Genomic DNA, 19438 nt, shown 5'->3' on the forward strand with positions numbered 1-19438 from the left:
TCCTGCGGAAATCACAGGTTCGATGAGTTATTGTTTCTCTGCAACCTACTTTACTAGAATCAATTTACTTTTCTAGAATATACGGGTCTTCAAACCCCATAGTTTGCATGATTTCTGTCTCGAGTGATTCCATCTCTTCAGCTTCATCATCTTCGATATGATCATAACCTAGCAGATGCAGACTGCCATGTACAACCATATGAGCCCAGTGTGCTAGCAGAGGCTTACTTTGCTCTTCTGCTTCTTTTTCGACAACTTGACGGCAGATAATGAGGTCGCCTAGCAGATCTAGCTCGATCCCTGGAGGAGCCTCGAATGGAAAAGACAGCACGTTAGTTGGCTTGTCTTTGCCACGGTATTCATGATTGAGCTGGTGGCTTTCTTGCGTATCAACGATACGAACCGTCAACTCAGCGTTCTCTTGAAACTGAGGAATTGTCTTGTCCAACCAAAGCTGAATATCTTGCTCAGTTGGAAGACCTTGCTCATTTTCGACTGCTATTTGCAGGTCTAGTTCAATAGACATCTATTTATCACCTTGTTCTGTAATCACAGAACTATTTTGTGTTGCTAATTGTGTCGTAACTGCCTGCTGAGCCTCAAGAAGTTTGGCTTCGCGCTCTTCACGTTTACGCTTTTCAAACTCTTTGCGCTCTTTCTGGTCTTTCGCTTCCCATTTCTCGTAGGCGTTGACGATACGAGCAACAACAGGGTGACGAACCACATCTTCAGACATGAAGAAATTAAAGCTGATGTCATCCACTTCACTCAGCACTTCAGTTGCATGACGTAGACCAGACTTCGCTCCACGAGGTAAATCGATTTGCGTAATGTCACCTGTGATAACTGCACGCGAATTAAAACCGATACGGGTTAAGAACATTTTCATCTGTTCTACCGTGGTGTTTTGGCTCTCATCAAGAATGATAAATGCATCATTTAGTGTACGGCCACGCATGTAAGCCAGTGGAGCGACTTCAATCACGTTACGTTCAATCAGCTTTTCAACACGCTCAAAACCGAGCATCTCAAACAGTGCATCGTAAAGTGGGCGCAAATATGGGTCGACTTTCTGGCTTAAATCACCCGGTAGGAAACCAAGCTTCTCACCGGCTTCTACAGCAGGGCGAGTCAGTAGGATCCGGCGAACCTCTTGGCGTTCAAGTGCATCAACTGCTGCTGCAACGGCTAAATAGGTTTTACCTGTACCTGCTGGCCCAATACCAAAGGTGATGTCATGGGTGACCATGTTCATTAGGTACTGTGCTTGGTTTGGCGTACGAGGTTTGATGACGCCTTTTTTAGTCTTAATGGTCACTTCTTTGCCGTAGTCGATTTCAGACTCGACGTGTTGTTCCAAAATGCCAGATTCGGTGACCGCCAGATGCACTTGCTCTGGTTCGATATCGATTATGTTGCCTTTAACTGGAGCCGTTTCAACATAGAGGTGTTTGATGATGTTTAAAGCAGCGGCTGCTGTGTGAGGCTTACCAACGATGGTGAAGAAGTTGCTTCGGTAATTAATCTCAACGCCAAGACGACGCTCAAGGTGCTTGATGTTGTCATCGAATGGTCCGCATAAGCTAGCCAAGCGCTTGTTGTCGGCTGGCTCTAGATTTATCTCTAAGGTAACGATTTTATTGCTCAAATTAGCCTCTCATTTTGTGCCAATCGCTCTTAAATAAAACAAAGAGCAAAAAGCCCGATTTAGACCGGGCTTTTGATTGTGATATCCCTATTTCTAAGATGGTCACTTAGTTAGGTAATTTCAAGCTTTGTGTTTGCGCTTTGTGCTAAAACAGTTGTATTGCCTACGGCGTAAATGTCGCTACACCTAGCTCGTCTTCACGTTTTGTTTTTTCCATCATTTCTGCTGGAGTCATAACAACGCGTAGACCCATGTCTTTTTCTGTGCGAACTAGCTCACCACGTAGTGAGTTGGTGTAAACCTCAGTGATCTTCACATCTACGAACTGGCCGATTAGGTCTGCAGAACCTTCGAAGTTCACAACACGGCTGTTTTCTGTACGGCCGCGAAGTTCCATTAGGTTCTTTCTTGATGGACCTTCAACAAGGATACGTTGCTCTGTGCCTAGCATTAGACGAGAGAAGCGCATAGCTTGTGTGTTTACCGTTTGTTGCAGTTCGTACAAACGATCTTTCTTCTCTTGTGCTGGTACGTCACATGGGTAATCTGCCGCTGGCGTACCCGGACGAGGAGAGAAAACAAAGCTGAAGCTCATATCGAAATCAACTTCTTTAATTAGCTTCATTGTATCTTGGAAGTCTTGCTTAGACTCACCAGGGAAACCAACAATAAAGTCAGAGCTGATTTGAATGTCAGGACGAGCTTTACGCAGTTTACGGATAATAGATTTGTACTCGATAGCCGTATGCGGACGCTTCATCATCGTAAGAATACGGTCACTACCACTTTGTACTGGTAGGTGAAGGAAGCTCACTAGTTCTGGTGTATCTTTGTAAACTTCAATGATGTCGTCACCAAACTCAAGCGGGTGGCTTGTTGTGAAACGAATACGGTCGATACCGTCGATAGAAGCAACAAGACGAAGCAGTTCTGCGAATGAACAGATATCACCTTCGTGAGTTGGACCGCGGTATGCGTTTACGTTTTGACCTAGCAGGTTAACTTCACGTACGCCTTGCTCTGCAAGTTGAGCAACTTCGAAAAGTACATCATCCATTGGACGGCTAACTTCTTCACCACGTGTGTATGGTACAACGCAGTAAGTACAGTATTTAGAACAACCTTCCATGATAGAAACGAACGCCGTCGCGCCTTCAGCTTTTGGCTCGGGCAGGTTATCGAACTTTTCGATCTCTGGGAAAGAGATGTCCATTACTGGCTTTTCGTTAGACAGTGATGACTTAATCATCTCTGGCAAACGGTGCAATGTTTGTGGGCCAAAGATAACGTCTACGTATGGTGCACGTTGACGAATGTGATCACCTTCTTGAGTCGCTACACAGCCACCCACACCGATCACCACACCTTCTTTTTTATCTTTAAGCGTTTTCCAACGACCAAGCTGGTGGAATACTTTTTCTTGCGCTTTTTCGCGGATAGAACAAGTATTCAATAGTAGTACGTCTGCTTCCTCAGGTACTTCAGTTAGCTCATAGCCATTTGCAGCGTTAAGCAGGTCGGCCATTTTTGATGAATCATATTCATTCATCTGACAGCCCCAAGTTTTAATTAGCAGTTTCTTACTCATTATATGTTCGCTCGATCGTTAGTTTAATTTAAGGGAGCAAATCGCCCATTATTCATCCGCTAGCCCCGTTTATCATAATTCGGTATTCAATTTTATGACAGGCTCTAGCGGCAAGCGGCGTATTGTACTGGTTTCAAAACCGACTGACTAGTAGTCTGAACAAATCTCTTATGTAGTGGTTTTTATTATCCTTAACGCCATATGCCATAAGGGATAACCCTTTTTTCGAATAAGGTTTTTGGTTACAAGTTAGTTATGAAAAAGTACAATCAAAAACAGTCAAAGAATCAAACTGATAAGTACAAAATATGAACAGTTACGATATTGTAGTAGTCGGTGGTGGCATGGTTGGCGCAGCAACAGCAATCGGTTTTGCAAAGCAAGGTCTGAGTGTTGCGGTGATCGAAGGTTTTGCCCCACAAGCTTTTGATGAGTCGCAAGCGATGGACATTCGTGTGTCAGCGATTTCTCAAGCATCGGTCGATTTGCTTGAAGATCTTGGCGCATGGCAAGGTATTGCAGCAATGCGAGTGTGTTCTTATAAGCGTTTAGAGACGTGGGAGCACCCAGAGTGTCGTACTCGGTTTGATGCTGGATCACTGGACCTTCCTCGTTTGGGCTATATCGTTGAGAACAGACTCATTCAATTAGGTTTATGGTCTCAATTTGATGCCTACGACAATCTCGAACTGTTATGTCCAGAAAAGCTCGATAAGATTGAGTTTGGTGAAACCAATATCGTAAAGCTTCAATCAGGGGCTGAGTTATCTGCGAAGTGGGTGGTTGGTGCTGATGGTGCGAATTCAGCCGTTCGACAACAAGCTGGAATTGGCATCACGGCTTGGGATTATCGACAACACTGTATGCTTATCAATGTAGAAACAGAACAACCTCAGCAAGATATTACTTGGCAGCAATTTCTACCAAGTGGTCCTCGTTCGTTTCTGCCTTTGTGTTCTCTAACCTCTGACGATCAACAAGTCGGGCAGGGCTCGTTAGTTTGGTATGATTCTCCGCTGCGTATTAAGCAACTGTCAGCAATGACCCCTGAAAAACTACGTAACGAAGTACTTACTCACTTTCCTAAAGAGTTAGGTGATATCAAAGTCTTGAATTCGGGTTCTTTTCCTCTGACACGACGTCATGCTCAATCATATTCGAAGAATAACTGTATTTTAGTCGGGGACTCTGCACATACGATCAACCCATTGGCAGGGCAGGGTGTTAACTTAGGCTTCAAAGATGTATCAGTCCTGTTGGATGTCACCAAAGAAAAGGGTGAATTGAATCAGTTTGTAGCAAGACGTTATGAAGTGATGAGAAGAGGCGACAACCTAATGATGCAGAGTGGCATGGATTTTTTCTACAAGACATTCAGCAACGACATTGGTCCGCTCAAGTTTGCACGTAATGCTGCGCTAAAATTAGCAGAGAACTCTGGGCCGATTAAAACCCAAGTATTGAAATACGCCTTAGGCCTTTAATTTATTAGTTCAGATTATCTATATAGAGAAGGAGAGCAGATGCTCTCCTTTTTTGTTTGGTGCTGAGTGCTATAACTGCTTTGTAACGCAAACCGGTGCGTCGATCTCTAAAGAGTATCCTGTATAAACCAAAGACCCATCCTCACTATTTCGTTTGAATGAGGTGATGCTATTGGAGTGTTGGTTTGCTGCGATAAGCCATCGTCCGCAGTCAGTAATATGAAAATCGCGAGGGAAGTTGCCTTCAGTATTATAGTTATCAATAAAAATAGGCATTTTCGTTGTAGGCTCGATTCTGAAGCAACTGATCCTTGATTGGTGTCGACAAGATACATAGAGGAATTGCTCATCCGGCGATAGTTTTATCGCAGCCGTAGCTTCTCCTTTCTCCATATTGGGAAGCGCATCAATTTCTTCTACGATATTCCATACACCCAAAACCTTTTCCAACATAAGTATCGATTCAGAGAGCTCGCAGATCACATAGGCTCTGTCTTCTGCTTTGTTAAAGATTAAATGGCGAGGTCCATTGCCGGCTGGCACTTTAATAGACTGCATAGGCTCGTCTAGAAACTCTTCCTGTTCTTCATCGAAGCAATAGAAGTTGATTCGATCGGTGCCGAGATCGACAGTCACAAACTGTGGCGAGTTTTGTAAGAACAGGCATTGGTGGGCGTGCGGGCTAGTTTGTCTCTCTTTGTTTGGTCCGGAACCAACCATCTTGATTGTTTTGAGGCGCTTATCGATGTTGCCATTGATACTTAAGCTAAAGATATCGAATGTGCCTGATGAGTATTGCGACGTGATAGCAAACTTATTGTGTGGATCTATCGCGATGTGACAGGGGTGACCGCCAGCGATAGTACCGGAGTTCTTAACCGTCTTTGAGTTAGGGCTAGGAATATGAATCAGCTGCGGCTGTTTTGGCTGATCAATTTCAGACGCGGTATAGATGCCAAGTTTTGTCGCTACGACAAAAGACGGGTTAGTGCACTCTGCAACGAGATCTAAAGGTAATAGCTTTCCGTTTTCCAAGTCTAATTGAGCCTGATATACGCCTTGGCTTTTACTGGGAGTGTCTGTGTAGCAACCGATCGTTAGAGTGAGGTTTTTCATAGGGCAGTCATACTCAATTAGAAAATGGAGCATACATTGTCTTATAAAAAAGTCATGAAGTGATTAGATAGGGAGAAATACTTGGTGACGGAGTTATCAGATTTACATATTCCAGATAAAACAAAACCCAGCTAAAAAGCTGGGTTTCATTCAATGATGGTGCGGTCGGAGAGACTTGAACTCTCACACCTCTCGGCGCCAGAACCTAAATCTGGTGCGTCTACCAATTCCGCCACGACCGCAGCAAATCTTTGTAGTCATATCGAATATTGGTGCTTCAATAAGACATTGTATAAGTGGTGGCTACTGCGGGATTTGAACCTGCGACCCCATCATTATGAGTGATGTGCTCTAACCAACTGAGCTAAGTAGCCATAATAAATCTAATAGATTCATTATTTGTTCTCTAATTAAAGAGAAATAATGGTGCGGTCGGAGAGACTTGAACTCTCACACCTCTCGGCGCCAGAACCTAAATCTGGTGCGTCTACCAATTCCGCCACGACCGCAGCAAAGCTTTATAGTTATATCGACATTGGTGATTCGATGTAACGTTGTGCTCTTAGTTAACTACTTAAGTAATAAAACAAAGAGTTTAAATAGTGGCTGGGCTACCTGGATTCGAACCAGGGAATGCTGGCATCAAAAGCCAGTGCCTTACCGCTTGGCGATAGCCCAACAATGATATCACTTAAGATATCTAAATAATGGTGCGGTCGGAGAGACTTGAACTCTCACACCTCTCGGCGCCAGAACCTAAATCTGGTGCGTCTACCAATTCCGCCACGACCGCAGCAAATCTTTGTAGTCATATCGAATATTGGTGCTTCAATAAGACATTGTATAAGTGGTGGCTACTGCGGGATTTGAACCTGCGACCCCATCATTATGAGTGATGTGCTCTAACCAACTGAGCTAAGTAGCCATAATAAATCTAATAGATTCATTATTTGTTCTCTAATTAAAGAGAAATAATGGTGCGGTCGGAGAGACTTGAACTCTCACACCTCTCGGCGCCAGAACCTAAATCTGGTGCGTCTACCAATTCCGCCACGACCGCAGCAAAGCTTTATAGTTATATCGACATTGGTGATTCGATGTAACGTTGTGCTCTTAGTTAACTACTTAAGTAATAAAACAAAGAGTTTAAATAGTGGCTGGGCTACCTGGATTCGAACCAGGGAATGCTGGCATCAAAAGCCAGTGCCTTACCGCTTGGCGATAGCCCAACAATGATATCACTTAAGATATCTAAATAATGGTGCGGTCGGAGAGACTTGAACTCTCACACCTCTCGGCGCCAGAACCTAAATCTGGTGCGTCTACCAATTCCGCCACGACCGCAGCAAATCTTTATAGTTATATCGACATTGGTGATTCGATGTAACGTTGTGCTCTTAGTTTTCTATTTAACTTAAAAACAAGCTAAGTAAAAACAAAGAGTTTTAAATAGTGGCTGGGCTACCTGGATTCGAACCAGGGAATGCTGGCATCAAAAGCCAGTGCCTTACCGCTTGGCGATAGCCCAACAATGATATCACTTAAGATATCTAAATAATGGTGCGGTCGGAGAGACTTGAACTCTCACACCTCTCGGCGCCAGAACCTAAATCTGGTGCGTCTACCAATTCCGCCACGACCGCAGCAAATCTTTATAGTTATATCGACATTGGTGATTCGATGTAACGTTGTGCTCTTAGTTTTCTATTTAACTTAAAAACAAGCTAAGTAAAAACAAAGAGTTTTAAATAGTGGCTGGGCTACCTGGATTCGAACCAGGGAATGCTGGCATCAAAAGCCAGTGCCTTACCGCTTGGCGATAGCCCAACAATGATATCACTTAAGATATCTAAATAATGGTGCGGTCGGAGAGACTTGAACTCTCACACCTCTCGGCGCCAGAACCTAAATCTGGTGCGTCTACCAATTCCGCCACGACCGCAGCAAATCTTTATAGTTATATCGACATTGGTGATTCGATGTAACGTTGTGCTCTTAGTTTTCTATTTAACTTAAAAACAAGCTAAGTAAAAACAAAGAGTTTTAAATAGTGGCTGGGCTACCTGGATTCGAACCAGGGAATGCTGGCATCAAAAGCCAGTGCCTTACCGCTTGGCGATAGCCCAACAATGATATCACTTAAGATATCTAAATAATGGTGCGGTCGGAGAGACTTGAACTCTCACACCTCTCGGCGCCAGAACCTAAATCTGGTGCGTCTACCAATTCCGCCACGACCGCAGCAAATCTTTATAGTTATATCGACATTGGTAATTCAATATAACGTTGTTTGTTCTTCTTTCATAAAGAAAGAATGGTGGCTACTGCGGGATTTGAACCTGCGACCCCATCATTATGAGTGATGTGCTCTAACCAACTGAGCTAAGTAGCCATCTGAGAGCGAAGTAATATAATATAATCTCGCTTCCAATGCCATTATCTTTTTAAAGATAATTACACTTTAAATTGTGGCTGGGCTACCTGGATTCGAACCAGGGAATGCTGGCATCAAAAGCCAGTGCCTTACCGCTTGGCGATAGCCCAACAATGATATCAATTAAGATATCTCAATATGGTGCGGTCGGAGAGACTTGAACTCTCACACCTCTCGGCGCCAGAACCTAAATCTGGTGCGTCTACCAATTCCGCCACGACCGCTTTACTTTCCTAAAAACTCTTGTCGTTAATAAACATGTGTTTAATAACAAACAGAGTGCTTAGGAAATGGTGGCTACTGCGGGATTTGAACCTGCGACCCCATCATTATGAGTGATGTGCTCTAACCAACTGAGCTAAGTAGCCATTTCCAAATTGTCGTTCATTTCGAGACGTTGCCGCTTCGTTGTGAACGGGGCGCATTATGCGTAGTTGAGCGAAACCCGTCAACTTTTTTTTTGAATAAATCGCGAATAAACATCTGTTCGGTTTCTTTTTAGGCAAAGAGGCGTATTTGTCGACAAAAAACAGGTCTAAAACGCGATATATATAGGAAGTTAAGTTTCTGATGAGGGGCAATTTAGAAAGGGGAAAAACAAAAAGGCCAGTGAATTCACTGGCCTTTTTTTAGATGTTTAATCAGAATTATACGTTGAAGCGGAAGTGAACTACGTCACCATCTTTAACGATGTATTCTTTACCTTCAAGGCGCCATTTACCTGCGTCTTTCGCACCGCTCTCACCGTTAAATTCGATGAAGTGATCGAATCCAACAACTTCAGCTCGGATGAAACCTTTCTCGAAGTCTGTGTGGATCTTACCCGCTGCTTGTGGTGCAGTTGCACCTACAGGGATTGTCCAAGCGCGAACTTCTTTAACGCCAGCTGTGAAGTAAGTTTGAAGAGTCAGTAGTTCGTAACCAGAGCGGATCACTCGGTTAAGACCTGGTTCTTCGATACCCATATCCGCAAGGAACTCTTCGCGATCTTCGTCATCAAGCTCAGAAAGCTCAGATTCGATTGCTGCACAAACAGCAACAACAACGTTGTTTTCGTTTTCTGCGTATTCACGAACAGCGTCTAGGTATGGGTTATTTTCAAAACCATCTTCCGCGACGTTTGCGATGTACATTGTTGGCTTAAGTGTTAGGAAGTTTAGGTAGCCGATTGCTGCCGCTTCTTCTTTGCCAAGTTCAACAGTACGCGCCATACCACCTTCAGTTAGAACTGGAAGTAGCTTTTCTAGTACAGTGATTTCGAATTTAGCGTCTTTGTCGCCGCCTTTCGCTTTCTTCGCGTTACGTTGAATTGCACGCTCACAGCTGTCTAAGTCAGCCAGTGCAAGTTCAAGGTTGATCACTTCGATATCTTCGATTGGAGATACTTTGCCAGCAACGTGAACAATGTTTTCATTTTCAAAGCAGCGTACAACGTGACCGATAGCGTCAGTTTCACGGATGTTAGCTAGGAATTTGTTACCAAGACCTTCACCTTTAGATGCGCCAGCAACTAGGCCCGCGATATCTACGAATTCCATTGTCGTTGGAAGGATCTTCTGTGGATTAACAATTTTTGCTAATGCATCTAAGCGTAGATCTGGAACCGGAACGATACCTGTGTTTGGTTCGATCGTACAAAATGGAAAGTTTGCTGCTTCGATGCCTGCTTTAGTCAGTGCGTTAAACAGAGTTGACTTACCAACGTTTGGTAGACCAACGATGCCACATTTAAAACCCATGATATAAACCTTATTCTGCTTTGAACGTATGTAAGCGATTTTGTGCTTTTGGTAGGCCATCTTTTAATAAGATGTCTAGGCTGCGAACCGATTCGTCAACGACGGCCTCGATACACTCTTGCTCTTTTTGAGGAGCTTTGCCTAATACATAACCTGCAACTTTATCTTTGTGTCCTGGATGGCCAATGCCTAATCTAAGACGATAGAATTCTTTATTGTTACCCTGCTTGCTGATGATGTCTTTCAGACCATTGTGTCCACCATGACCACCACCTTTTTTAAACTTTCCAATACCAGGAGGCAGATCTAACTCATCGTGAGCGACCATGATCTCTTCTGGTTTAATTTGGTAGAACTTTGCTAAGGCTGCAACTGCTTTGCCTGACAAGTTCATAAAAGTCGTTGGGATCAGCAAACGAAGATCTTCACCGTGAACCATGATACGACCCGTTAGGCCAAAGAACTTTGGTTCGCTCTTTAGTGTCACGTTATGTACACGCGCTAATTCTTCAACTACCCAAGCGCCCGCGTTGTGGCGAGTTTTGGCGTATTCTGGACCTGGATTAGCCAGTCCAACGAGAAGTTTTATTTGTTGGCTCAAGGTATGGATCTCTCTTGGGATTTCAAAAAGCGCCGTATGATATCACAGTTTATGAAAAAGGTGCGAGCTAGCTGATAGCTGCGCGATTATTCCTGTTTGTGATAACTAGAAGTGCAATATTACTCAGACATAAAAAAAGCACTTCATTGACTGAAGTGCTTAATATCTTTCTCTCGCGTGTTTCTAAAACCAAGCTTTTGTAAAAAAAGCTATTGGGCTTTGATTAGTTGAACATCGCTGAGATTGATTCTTCGTTGCTGATACGACGAATCGCTTCAGCAAGCATGCGAGAAAGGCTAAGTGTTGTCACTTTACCAGTCGCAGCCATCTCTGGAGATAGAGAAATAGAATCCGTTACGATAACTTGGTCTAGAACAGAGTTCTTGATGTTGTTCGCAGCAGTACCAGAGAAAACAGCGTGAGTTGCGTAAGCGAATACACGCTTAGCACCGCGCTCTTTAAGCGCTTCAGCTGCTTTACATAGTGTGCCACCCGTATCGATCATGTCATCAACGATAACACAGTCACGGCCTTCAACATCACCGATTAGGTTCATTACTTCAGAAACGTTAGCACGTGGACGACGCTTATCAACGATAGCGATGTCAACATCACCTAGCGCTTTAGCCGTTGCACGAGCACGTACAACACCACCAAGGTCTGGAGAAACCACAACTGGGTTTTCTAGGCCACGGTTAGCCATGTCTTCTAGAAGAACTGGAGTGCCGAAGATGTTATCAACAGGTACATCGAAGAAGCCTTGGATTTGCTCTGCGTGTAGGTCGATAGTAAGAACGCGGTCAACGCCAACGTTAGAAAGGAAGTCTGCAACAACTTTTGCAGTAATTGGCACACGAGCAGAACGTACACGACGATCTTGACGGGCATAACCGAAGTAAGGGATTACAGCAGTAATACGGCCAGCAGAAGCACGGCGCATTGCGTCAATCATTACCACCAATTCCATAAGGTTGTCATTGGTTGGTGCACAAGTTGATTGAATCAGGAATACATCGCTACCACGAACGTTTTCATTGATTTGAACAGCGACTTCGCCATCAGAAAAACGGTCTACAGTAGCATCGCCAAGAGAGATGTATAGACGATCAGCAATACGTTGGGCTAGTTCAGGTGTTGCGTTACCAGCAAATAGCTTCATATCAGGCACGGTGGAAACCTCGGGTTGCGTCCAGTTTTAAATAGATTGTGGGTGGGCTGATTGGTATTCAGCCAGAGTTTCTTTTAAAGGAGAAATGTTTCTTCCTTTCGCTACGAAAGCGGAAACTGTGTCAGGCAGTTGTTCTCGCACCAATTCGGCTTCTTTTTTGCTGTTAAATTCAGCAAAAACGCACGAACCTGTGCCAGTCAATCTCGACGGCGCGTATTGTAGCAGCCATGAAAGTTGCTTATCAACCTCTGGGTACAGCATTCGCACAATTTTTTCGCAATCGTTTACGTATTCTTGCTCTAGAAGCGTTGATAGCGCTCGCTTTGGCGTGTTTCGAGTTAATTCTGAATGTGTGAATATGTCTACAGTTGCTATGCTCACTTGAGGCTTAACCACAAGATACCATTTTTCATCCGGATTAGCGGGCTGTAGCTGTTCTCCAACCCCTTCAGCAAAGGCGGCGTGGCCTCGAACGAAGACAGGAACGTCAGCACCAAGCTTCAAACCGATCTCGGCGAGTTGATCGTCTGACAGGTTGAGTTGCCATAAATAATTCAGAGCGACCAATACGGTTGCTGCATTTGAAGAGCCTCCGCCAATACCGCCACCCATAGGCAGTACTTTCTTGAGTTCAATATCGGCACCGAAACAGGTTGAGGTATATTGCTGTAGCGCAGTAGCGGCTTTCCAGATCAGGTTGTCTTCAAGTGCTACCCCAGGAATTTCTGGTGTGATTGTTATTGAGTTAGTTTCTGAGTTTGCGGTCACCGTCAGTTCATCACCAAAATCGACAAACTGAAATAAAGTTTGAAGTTCGTGATAGCCATTGTCACGTCGACCAGTGATATAGAGAAATAAATTCAGTTTAGCCGGAGAAGGCCAATGGGTTGGCGTTGTTATCATTTTTTCAGTGTCCACTTCGAAACTACAATGTTGATTTTGTTATTGTCTTGCTTGAATGACAATCGAGTAGGGAGTGGGATTGTCTCTACCTTAGTGTTGTCTTCATCCGATAGTTGCTTATTCGGAATCTCTGTATTGCGATAGTTAGCAAAACTCAGTGTCCATAGTTGGTTGCTGACTTGTTTGGTGAGAGATTCAAGCGTGTTGGTGGTGTTCAATTGGTAGTTATCGGCTTGGTCTGGAATGCCAAGGAACCATTGTGGTAAATGATCAATAGGGATCTGTAAGCCTGTCAGCTGCTCAACCAAGACTGAAGCACTCGCATGAGTAAATACTTGATCATCATACGTCACGACTTTTGCACCCGATGGATCTATGGTTAGGTTCAATGCAGTTTGACCGAGAAAAGTCGTAAGCCTTAATTGACTTTGATTTGGTGAATGCTTCCAAATGAAATTTAGGCTTTGGCGTTGCTCCGGGGAAATGTAAGCGAGCTTGCCTGAGGCTTGATAGTTTTCTATCTGTAAAAGCCGATCTTGATGACTTTGCCATTCAACGCTGGTCGGTTGTTCTGGGGTAGACGAGCAACCCACCATAATTATGGCCATAAAAATAAGAGACGTGATTTTGAGAAGCTTGCTCATATTTGCTCACAACTTGTTCAAATTTATCTAAAAAACGCTTCAACTATAGCATTGAATTCACGAAGTCAGGAAAACAAATCCCGCTTGCTCTTTAAATAGAGCCATGCATCAAGTAAAATTCGCCCCTTGTTTCCATTCCCTGATCGAGAACTTCTGATACATGTCTTTGCTTGCCGTAGGTATCAATCACAATACAGCGTCGGTTGAATTGCGAGAAAAAGTCGCTTTTGGTCCAGATAAATTATCTGAGGCACTCAAGCAACTTAACGCGAATGCAAACGTAAATGGAAGTGTCATACTTTCTACCTGTAATCGAACTGAATTGTATTGTGACGTCAAAGGCGTGGCAAAAAACAAGCTCATCGATTGGTTGTCCGTTTTCCATCAAGTGAGCCCTGAAGAGCTAAAACCGAGCATTTATGTCCATGAAGAGCAGGCGGCGATTAAACATTTAATGCGCGTAGCTTGTGGCTTGGACTCTTTGGTATTGGGTGAACCACAGATCTTAGGTCAGGTGAAGCAAGCTTATACAGACTCGCGAGAGAACAAATCTGTTGATGCTTCAATGGAAAAGCTGTTCCAGAAATCATTCTCTGTCGCGAAGCGTGTTCGAACTGAAACGGAGATCGGCGGAAGCGCGGTTTCGGTTGCTTACGCAGCTTGCACGTTAGCCAAGCACATCTTTGAGTCGATTGCCGATTCAACTGTGTTATTGGTGGGTGCGGGTGAAACCATTGAGTTGGTGGCTAAGCATCTTTCAGCGAATGGCTGTACCAAGATGATTGTGGCTAACCGAACACGTGAGCGTGCTTTAGGGCTGGCTGAAGAGTTTGGTGCTGAAGTGATCAGCCTCAATGAGATCCCTGATCACCTGCATCGAGCGGATATCGTGATCAGCTCAACCGCAAGTCCGTTACCTATCATTGGTAAAGGCATGGTGGAAACTGCACTGAAAACAAGAAAACATCAACCTATGTTGCTGGTTGATATTGCGGTTCCGCGTGATGTGGAATCTCAGGTTGGTGAATTGAATGACGCCTACCTTTATTCAGTGGATGATCTGCAGTCGATTGTTGATGGCAACATTGAACAACGCAAAGTGGAAGCGATTCAAGCGGAAGCAATCGTTAGCGAAGAAAGTGCGGCATTCATGAGTTGGATGCGTTCACTGCAAGCTGTAGACAGTATTCGTGACTATCGTAAATCGGCCAACGAAATCCGAGAAGAATTATTAAGTAAGAGTTTACAATCACTTGCCGCTGGCGGTGACCCTGAAAAAGTCTTACTTGAGCTAAGTAATAAGCTCACAAACAAATTGATCCATGCTCCAACGCGCGCACTTCAAAGTGCAGCTGAGCAAGGAGAACCTGCAAAATTAATGGTCATTAGACAGAGTTTGGGCTTAGAAAACCCTCAATAATATTAGACCTCCAACAGAATAAGACATTATGAAAGCCTCGATTCTAGTAAAGCTTGAAACACTTGTTGAACGCTATGAAGAAGTTCAACATCTACTTGGTGATCCAGATGTAATCGGGAATCAAGACAAATTCCGTGCACTTTCTAAAGAGTACTCTCAATTAGAAGAAGTGACGGCTTGCTTCCAGTCATACCAGCAAGCTCAAGAAGATCTAGAAGCTGCTGAAGAGATGGCAAACGAAGATGACGCTGAAATGCGTGAAATGGCTCAAGACGAAATCAAAGACGCAAAAGCGGCAATTGAACGTTTGACTGATGAGCTACAGATTCTTCTGATTCCAAAAGATCCAAACGATGAGCGTAACTGTTTCCTTGAAATCCGTGCAGGCGCGGGCGGTGATGAAGCGGGTATTTTCGCGGGCAACTTGTTCCGTATGTACTCTAAGTTTGCCGAGAAGAAAGGTTGGCGCGTTGAAATCATGAGCAGCAATGCTTCTGAACAAGGCGGCTACAAAGAGATGATCGCTAAAGTTAGTGGTGATGCTGTTTACGGCACAATGAAGTTTGAGTCAGGCGGTCACCGTGTACAACGTGTACCTGAAACTGAATCTCAAGGCCGTGTTCACACGTCAGCATGTACGGTTGCTGTTATGCCTGAAATCCCAGAAGCGGATCTTCCTGAAATCAAAGCGGGCGACCTTAAAATTGATACTTTCCGTGCATCAGGCGCAGGTGGTCAGCACGTTAACACCACGGATTCAGCAATCCGTATTACTCACTTACCAACGGGTACAGTAGTAGAGTGTCAGGACGAGCGTTCTCAGCATAAAAATAAAGCGAAAGCGATGGCTGTTCTTGCTGCTCGTATTGTTCAAGCAGAAGAAGAGCGCCGTGCAGCAGCGGTTTCTGATACACGTCGTAACCTACTAGGTTCGGGTGACCGTAGTGACCGTATTCGCACGTACAACTACCCACAAGGTCGTGTTTCTGATCATCGTATCAACCTTACAATTTACCGTCTTAACGAAGTACTTGAAGGTGACATGCAAAGCTTGCTTGATCCTGTACTTCAAGAGCACCAAGCCGATCAGCTTGCTGCACTTGCAGAGAACAACTAACCCGTATGCAGTCAGCATATACGGTTGAAAGTGCTTTAAAAGCAGCAATCGTAAAGCTTCAAGAGGGTGATAACACATCACCCTCCATTGATGCAGCGGTACTGCTTTGTCACGCCTTAGATAAACCAAGATCTTACCTACTGACTTGGCCTGAGAAGCACCTCACCTCAGAGCAAGAGTCTGAATTCAACGCCCTTCTAAAACGTCGCTTAACAGGTGAGCCTGTGGCTTACATTATCGGTGAGCGTGAGTTTTGGTCACTGCCGTTAAAAGTTTCCCCTTCTACATTAATCCCACGCCCAGATACCGAGCGTTTGGTTGAAGTAGCGTTGGATAAAACCTATGGCAAGCAAGGCGCGATTCTCGATTTAGGGACAGGTACAGGTGCTATCGCGTTAGCATTGGCGTCTGAGATGCCGAATCGACAGGTAACGGGTATTGATCTTCGCCCTGAAGCGCAGCAGCTTGCTACAGAGAATGCACAACGTCTCAATATCACCAATGCGACTTTTTTGCACGGCAGTTGGTTTGAGCCTTTGAGCTCTGAAGAAACTGTGAAGTTCTCTCTGATTGTTTCTAACCCGCCATACATTGAGAAGAATGATCCTCATTTGTCTCAAGGCGATGTGCGTTTTGAGCCAATCACAGCACTGGTTGCTGAGGAGAAAGGGCTTGCAGATATCCGATACATTTCTGAAAACGCTCGCGGCTTTTTGGAAAATGAAGGTTGGTTAGCATTTGAACACGGCTATGACCAAGGTTTGGCAGTTCGTGAGATTATGCAGGCGCTCGGTTATCTCGATGTTGTCACAGAGAAAGATTACGGTGGTAATGACCGAGTGACATTGGGTCGTTACTGTTCATAGTTAGTGATTGTTAATCGTCTTGTGAGCAATGGATGATGAACTTGCTAAATTGATACCTTTAACTCGACAATACATTTAACTCGGTAATGCATTTAACGCAGAAATACAGAGATTTTATGCGGAACTACAGAGCATTAACGGGTATTGTGAGGCTCGTGTTAACGAAAGCACATATAAAAATATAAAGGAATACCATGTACGAAGGTCTAAAACATTTTCACCTATTAACGATTGCTATAAGTGCGCTACTTCTTTCGATTCGTTTCGCTCTTATGATGGCTAACTCACCTAAGCTTAAGCACCCTTTCTTGCAGCGTTTCCCTCATATCAATGACTCGTTGCTATTGCTATCGGGTATTGGTTTGATTTTCATCACTGGCTTTATTCCATTCACACCAGCAGCACCATGGTTAACCGAAAAACTAACTTGTGTTATGGCTTACATCGCATTAGGTTTCTTTGCGCTTAAGCTAGGTAAAAACAAGCTACTGAGAGTATTCTCTTTCTTTGGTGCGCTTGGCTGGTTAGCGATGGCTGGCAAAATCGCAATGACCAAGACACCAACATTTTTCGGTTAATTCTCTCCTTATTTCGGTTAACTATCTATGTACGAATTTTTTGATGAAGACTTTGACCAGCTAGAGTTAGCTGAAGGTGCATTGATCTTAAATAAAGCGATTAACCCAGAAACTCAAGACAGTTGGGCAGAGCAAGAGCTGGCGAGATTGTTAAAAGACGCCGAGTTTGCTTTGGTTAATGAAACCGATGAACAGCAGAAGTTTGAATCTTTTATTCGACTATTCTTTTATGAATGGGGCTTTGCTGGCGATAAAGATGCGTATTTCTCTTCGGAAAACGCGTTCATCGATAAAGTGCTTGAGAGAAAGAAAGGCATTCCAGTGAGTCTGGGGGCGATCTTTCTTTTTCTAGGTCGCAAGCTAGGCTTTCCTGTAGAGGGCGTCTCTTTCCCTACTCAATTCTTACTTAAAGTAAGCTGGTATGGGCAAGCTGCAGCCTATATTAATCCTTATAACGGTGAGTACGTTGGAGAACAAACGCTGCGAGCATGGTTAATTGGCCATGATGGCCCATTAGCTAAGGTGAAACCTGAGCACTTGGAAGTTGCCGACCACCCAACAATTATTGGTAAGTGGTTAGCCTTGCTCAAGAGTGCACTGCTGCGAGAAGAGCGTTATACACTTGCATTGAAGTGTACTGACCTTGCTTTGACGTTTGTACCTGATGACCCATATGAAATCCGTGACCGCGGTTTTATCTATCAGCAGCTAGACTGTCACCAAGTAGCCGCAACCGATTATCAATACTTTATCGACCAATGCCCAGATGACCCTGCATCTGAGTTACTGAAATCTCAAGTGAACGTCATGAACGAAAAGACAGTGGTAGTTCACTAATTAATAATTATTTAGAGAGAATATGATGGAACAAAAAACAGTTCACATTGGCGATATGCCAATTGCAAACGACAAGCCATTTACGCTATTTGCAGGCATGAACGTTCTTGAATCTCGTGATCTTGCTATGCAGATCTGTGAGCACTATGTAAAAGTAACCGAGAAGCTGGGCATCCCTTACGTATTTAAGGCGTCTTTTGATAAAGCGAACCGCAGCTCAGTTCATTCATACCGTGGTCCAGGAATGGAAGAAGGTCTTAAAATCTTCCAAGAGCTGAAAGATACTTTCGGCGTGAAGATCATTACTGATATCCACACAGAAGCTCAAGCTCAGCCTGTTGCGGATGTGGTTGATGTAATCCAACTACCTGCATTCCTAGCTCGTCAAACTGATCTTGTTGAAGCAATGGCTAAGACTGGCGCAGTAATCAACGTGAAGAAGCCTCAGTTCATGAGCCCGAACCAAGTTGGCAACATCGTTGATAAGTTCGCTGAGTGCGGTAACGACAACATCATCCTTTGTGAGCGTGGCGCTTGCATGGGTTACGATAACCTAGTCGTTGATATGCTTGGCTTTGGCGTAATGAAGAAGTCTTCAAACGGTAGCCCAATCATCTTCGACGTGACGCACTCTCTACAAATGCGTGACCCATCGGGTGCTGCATCTGGCGGTCGCCGTGAGCAAACGGTTGAACTTGCTAAAGCTGGCCTGGCTACAGGTATTGCGGGTCTGTTCATTGAAGCTCACCCGAATCCAGACCAAGCTCGTTGTGATGGCCCATCTGCGCTACCTCTAGACAAACTAGAGCCGTTCTTGAAGCAGATGAAAGCACTTGATGACCTTATCAAAGGCTTTGAGCATATTGATATTAAATAATTGAGATGGATGTGAAGTAACGGAAACGTTATTTAACAAAGTTGATCTAAGAAAGCCCAGTTCTCTGAATTGGGCTTTTTTTTAATCTCGTAAAAGCAGCCGAATATAAACCGTTCATTTAAAGAGTTGTTAACGTGTCGGGTTATTACCTAAGAAACTCGTATATGAGTGTGAGGTCAGTCCTGTTTGCAGTAAATTACTGATGTTCATCACACTTTGTAAGTAAACGATTGCTTGTGATGCAGGGGAAGTTTGAGTGTAATCTCATAATTTTGTTACACTTAACTGTTGACCTATGCGTGACCAATTCGACATAAATATGAAATCGTCGTGTTACATCTAGAATGTTAATTTAAGATTAGTCATGTTGAAGTCTTATTGTTCGAACTCCAGGAAAGGGGTCGCAATAGATTATAAA

16 protein-coding genes and 19 tRNA genes are annotated in these 19438 nt (G+C 44.0%); 7 read left to right on the forward strand and 28 right to left on the reverse strand.

The genetic code is table 11. The features are described from left to right. Positions 1-64 precede the first annotated feature (64 nt). The 3 genes from ybeY to miaB form a co-directional block, all read right to left on the reverse strand. Positions 65-526, reverse strand: coding sequence for an rRNA maturation RNase YbeY (gene ybeY / locus AC3CH3_RS03775; protein WP_048657923.1), 462 nt, complete (start codon positions 524-526; stop codon positions 65-67). Continuing rightward, positions 527-1648, reverse strand: a complete 1122-nt coding sequence (locus AC3CH3_RS03780; RefSeq protein WP_488537770.1) for a PhoH family protein — start codon at positions 1646-1648, stop codon at positions 527-529. Between the two features lie 163 nt (positions 1649-1811). Next, positions 1812-3236 (reverse strand): tRNA (N6-isopentenyl adenosine(37)-C2)-methylthiotransferase MiaB, encoded by a 1425-nt coding sequence (miaB, locus tag AC3CH3_RS03785; RefSeq protein ID WP_012603385.1) that lies wholly within the window; start codon positions 3234-3236, stop codon positions 1812-1814. A 308-nt stretch (positions 3237-3544) separates the two neighbouring features. Here miaB and AC3CH3_RS03790 point away from each other — a divergent pair, with 308 nt between their 5' ends. Then, the gene (locus tag AC3CH3_RS03790) at positions 3545-4720 is read left to right on the forward strand and encodes a 2-octaprenyl-3-methyl-6-methoxy-1,4-benzoquinol hydroxylase (RefSeq protein WP_019820814.1); all 1176 of its coding nucleotides are present in this window, start codon (positions 3545-3547) and stop codon (positions 4718-4720) included. Between the two features lie 69 nt (positions 4721-4789). Here AC3CH3_RS03790 and AC3CH3_RS03795 read toward each other — a convergent pair whose 3' ends face one another. The 25 genes from AC3CH3_RS03795 to lolB form a co-directional block, all read right to left on the reverse strand. Beyond that, the gene (locus AC3CH3_RS03795; protein ID WP_488537771.1) at positions 4790-5836 is read right to left on the reverse strand and encodes a lactonase family protein; all 1047 of its coding nucleotides are present in this window, start codon (positions 5834-5836) and stop codon (positions 4790-4792) included. Positions 5837-5993: 157 nt separating this feature from the next. Next, positions 5994-6078: transfer RNA gene (locus tag AC3CH3_RS03800), tRNA-Leu, on the reverse strand. Positions 6079-6133: 55 nt separating this feature from the next. Further along, positions 6134-6210, reverse strand: a tRNA-Met gene (locus tag AC3CH3_RS03805). A gap of 50 nt (positions 6211-6260) precedes the next feature. Further along, positions 6261-6345 (reverse strand) — tRNA-Leu (locus AC3CH3_RS03810). A 94-nt stretch (positions 6346-6439) separates the two neighbouring features. After that, positions 6440-6514: transfer RNA gene (locus AC3CH3_RS03815), tRNA-Gln, on the reverse strand. Positions 6515-6544: 30 nt separating this feature from the next. Then, positions 6545-6629, reverse strand: a tRNA-Leu gene (locus tag AC3CH3_RS03820). 55 nt (positions 6630-6684) lie between these two features. Beyond that, a tRNA-Met gene (locus AC3CH3_RS03825) sits at positions 6685-6761 on the reverse strand. Between the two features lie 50 nt (positions 6762-6811). Then, a tRNA-Leu gene (locus AC3CH3_RS03830) sits at positions 6812-6896 on the reverse strand. A gap of 94 nt (positions 6897-6990) precedes the next feature. Beyond that, a tRNA-Gln gene (locus tag AC3CH3_RS03835) sits at positions 6991-7065 on the reverse strand. Between the two features lie 30 nt (positions 7066-7095). After that, a tRNA-Leu gene (locus AC3CH3_RS03840) sits at positions 7096-7180 on the reverse strand. Between the two features lie 109 nt (positions 7181-7289). After that, positions 7290-7364: transfer RNA gene (locus AC3CH3_RS03845), tRNA-Gln, on the reverse strand. A 30-nt stretch (positions 7365-7394) separates the two neighbouring features. After that, positions 7395-7479 (reverse strand) — tRNA-Leu (locus tag AC3CH3_RS03850). A gap of 109 nt (positions 7480-7588) precedes the next feature. Beyond that, positions 7589-7663 (reverse strand) — tRNA-Gln (locus AC3CH3_RS03855). 30 nt (positions 7664-7693) lie between these two features. After that, positions 7694-7778: transfer RNA gene (locus AC3CH3_RS03860), tRNA-Leu, on the reverse strand. Between the two features lie 109 nt (positions 7779-7887). Further along, a tRNA-Gln gene (locus AC3CH3_RS03865) sits at positions 7888-7962 on the reverse strand. Between the two features lie 30 nt (positions 7963-7992). Beyond that, positions 7993-8077: transfer RNA gene (locus AC3CH3_RS03870), tRNA-Leu, on the reverse strand. A gap of 74 nt (positions 8078-8151) precedes the next feature. Next, positions 8152-8228 (reverse strand) — tRNA-Met (locus tag AC3CH3_RS03875). Positions 8229-8305: 77 nt separating this feature from the next. Then, positions 8306-8380: transfer RNA gene (locus AC3CH3_RS03880), tRNA-Gln, on the reverse strand. A gap of 29 nt (positions 8381-8409) precedes the next feature. Beyond that, a tRNA-Leu gene (locus tag AC3CH3_RS03885) sits at positions 8410-8494 on the reverse strand. 67 nt (positions 8495-8561) lie between these two features. Further along, a tRNA-Met gene (locus AC3CH3_RS03890) sits at positions 8562-8638 on the reverse strand. Positions 8639-8917: 279 nt separating this feature from the next. Next, positions 8918-10009 (reverse strand): redox-regulated ATPase YchF, encoded by a 1092-nt coding sequence (gene ychF / locus AC3CH3_RS03895; protein ID WP_010439159.1) that lies wholly within the window; start codon positions 10007-10009, stop codon positions 8918-8920. Between the two features lie 10 nt (positions 10010-10019). Further along, entirely contained in the window at positions 10020-10610 is a 591-nt protein-coding gene (pth, locus tag AC3CH3_RS03900) for an aminoacyl-tRNA hydrolase (RefSeq protein ID WP_488537772.1), read from the reverse strand. A gap of 223 nt (positions 10611-10833) precedes the next feature. Next, positions 10834-11778, reverse strand: coding sequence for a ribose-phosphate pyrophosphokinase (locus AC3CH3_RS03905; protein ID WP_004739814.1), 945 nt, complete (start codon positions 11776-11778; stop codon positions 10834-10836). Between the two features lie 27 nt (positions 11779-11805). Next, positions 11806-12681 carry a 4-(cytidine 5'-diphospho)-2-C-methyl-D-erythritol kinase gene (gene ispE, locus AC3CH3_RS03910; protein WP_032545398.1) on the reverse strand — a complete coding sequence of 292 codons (876 nt, stop codon included), beginning with the start codon at positions 12679-12681 and terminating at the stop codon, positions 11806-11808. After that, complete coding sequence (gene lolB / locus AC3CH3_RS03915; RefSeq protein WP_019821587.1) at positions 12678-13325, reverse strand: lipoprotein insertase outer membrane protein LolB; 648 nt, start codon at positions 13323-13325, stop codon at positions 12678-12680. Before lolB ends, ispE begins: the two co-directional genes overlap by 4 nt. Positions 13326-13485: 160 nt before the next feature. Here lolB and hemA point away from each other — a divergent pair, with 160 nt between their 5' ends. From hemA to kdsA, 6 genes are all read left to right on the forward strand, one after another. Further along, positions 13486-14745 (forward strand): glutamyl-tRNA reductase, encoded by a 1260-nt coding sequence (hemA, locus tag AC3CH3_RS03920; protein ID WP_488537773.1) that lies wholly within the window; start codon positions 13486-13488, stop codon positions 14743-14745. Between the two features lie 28 nt (positions 14746-14773). Beyond that, complete coding sequence (gene prfA / locus AC3CH3_RS03925) at positions 14774-15862, forward strand: peptide chain release factor 1 (RefSeq protein ID WP_019821589.1); 1089 nt, start codon at positions 14774-14776, stop codon at positions 15860-15862. Between the two features lie 5 nt (positions 15863-15867). Continuing rightward, positions 15868-16728 carry a peptide chain release factor N(5)-glutamine methyltransferase gene (gene prmC, locus AC3CH3_RS03930; protein ID WP_065675631.1) on the forward strand — a complete coding sequence of 287 codons (861 nt, stop codon included), beginning with the start codon at positions 15868-15870 and terminating at the stop codon, positions 16726-16728. A 194-nt stretch (positions 16729-16922) separates the two neighbouring features. Continuing rightward, on the forward strand, positions 16923-17306 hold the full coding sequence (locus tag AC3CH3_RS03935; protein ID WP_009848726.1) for a SirB2 family protein: 384 nt from the start codon (positions 16923-16925) through the stop codon (positions 17304-17306). Between the two features lie 27 nt (positions 17307-17333). Next, a complete protein-coding gene (locus AC3CH3_RS03940) occupies positions 17334-18143 on the forward strand; it encodes a SirB1 family protein (RefSeq protein WP_017064164.1) in 810 nt (269 codons plus the stop codon). A 22-nt stretch (positions 18144-18165) separates the two neighbouring features. Beyond that, positions 18166-19020 carry a 3-deoxy-8-phosphooctulonate synthase gene (kdsA, locus tag AC3CH3_RS03945; protein WP_017069619.1) on the forward strand — a complete coding sequence of 285 codons (855 nt, stop codon included), beginning with the start codon at positions 18166-18168 and terminating at the stop codon, positions 19018-19020. The last annotated feature ends 418 nt before the right edge of the window (positions 19021-19438 follow it).

The sequence above is a fragment of the Vibrio sp. QJM3NY_35 genome (genome assembly GCF_057785915.1).

Excerpts from the sequence above, each read along its gene's own strand:
- miaB (WP_012603385.1), bottom strand. The coding sequence starts at position 3,236 with ATGAGTAAGAAACTGCTAATTAAAACTTGGGGCTGTCAGATGAATGAA.
- lolB (WP_019821587.1), bottom strand. The coding sequence starts at position 13,325 with ATGAGCAAGCTTCTCAAAATCACGTCTCTTATTTTTATGGCCATAATT.
- AC3CH3_RS03940 (WP_017064164.1), top strand. The coding sequence starts at position 17,334 with ATGTACGAATTTTTTGATGAAGACTTTGACCAGCTAGAGTTAGCTGAA.
- AC3CH3_RS03790 (WP_019820814.1), top strand. The coding sequence starts at position 3,545 with ATGAACAGTTACGATATTGTAGTAGTCGGTGGTGGCATGGTTGGCGCA.
- prfA (WP_019821589.1), top strand. The coding sequence starts at position 14,774 with ATGAAAGCCTCGATTCTAGTAAAGCTTGAAACACTTGTTGAACGCTAT.
- ispE (WP_032545398.1), bottom strand. The coding sequence starts at position 12,681 with ATGATAACAACGCCAACCCATTGGCCTTCTCCGGCTAAACTGAATTTA.
- prmC (WP_065675631.1), top strand. The coding sequence starts at position 15,868 with ATGCAGTCAGCATATACGGTTGAAAGTGCTTTAAAAGCAGCAATCGTA.
- hemA (WP_488537773.1), top strand. The coding sequence starts at position 13,486 with ATGTCTTTGCTTGCCGTAGGTATCAATCACAATACAGCGTCGGTTGAA.
- ybeY (WP_048657923.1), bottom strand. The coding sequence starts at position 526 with ATGTCTATTGAACTAGACCTGCAAATAGCAGTCGAAAATGAGCAAGGT.
- AC3CH3_RS03795 (WP_488537771.1), bottom strand. The coding sequence starts at position 5,836 with ATGAAAAACCTCACTCTAACGATCGGTTGCTACACAGACACTCCCAGT.
- AC3CH3_RS03935 (WP_009848726.1), top strand. The coding sequence starts at position 16,923 with ATGTACGAAGGTCTAAAACATTTTCACCTATTAACGATTGCTATAAGT.
- ychF (WP_010439159.1), bottom strand. The coding sequence starts at position 10,009 with ATGGGTTTTAAATGTGGCATCGTTGGTCTACCAAACGTTGGTAAGTCA.
- kdsA (WP_017069619.1), top strand. The coding sequence starts at position 18,166 with ATGATGGAACAAAAAACAGTTCACATTGGCGATATGCCAATTGCAAAC.